A 262-nucleotide genomic window follows, 5' to 3' on the forward strand; every position below is an offset into this window, starting at 1 on the left:
AAATAAAATATGGCGCGAGACGGAATCGAACCGCCGACACATGGAGCTTCAATCCATTGCTCTACCAACTGAGCTACCGAGCCAAATTGCGGGAGCAGGATTTGAACCTACGACCTTCGGGTTATGAGCCCGACGAGCTACCGAGCTGCTCCATCCCGCGTTAATATAAAAAGGAGGATGTGGGATTCGAACCCACGCACGCTTTTACACGCCTGACGGTTTTCAAGACCGTTCCCTTCAGCCGGACTTGGGTAATCCTCCA

Annotated in this window: 3 tRNA genes; all 3 read right to left on the minus strand. The window is 52.3% G+C overall.

The features are described 5' to 3' along the window. Positions 1 to 10: 10 nt before the first annotated feature. The 3 genes from ADM50_RS01790 to ADM50_RS01800 all read right to left on the minus strand — a co-directional run bounded on the left by ADM50_RS01790 (position 11) and on the right by ADM50_RS01800 (position 261). Positions 11 to 83: transfer RNA gene (locus tag ADM50_RS01790), tRNA-Phe, on the minus strand. A gap of 3 nt (positions 84 to 86) precedes the next feature. Further along, a tRNA-Met gene (locus ADM50_RS01795) sits at positions 87 to 160 on the minus strand. Between the two features lie 11 nt (positions 161 to 171). Beyond that, positions 172 to 261, minus strand: a tRNA-Ser gene (locus tag ADM50_RS01800). Between the last annotated feature and the right edge of the window lies 1 nt (position 262).

This window comes from Streptococcus oralis (assembly GCF_001075675.1).
Classification (GTDB): Bacteria; Bacillota; Bacilli; order Lactobacillales; family Streptococcaceae; genus Streptococcus; species Streptococcus oralis_V.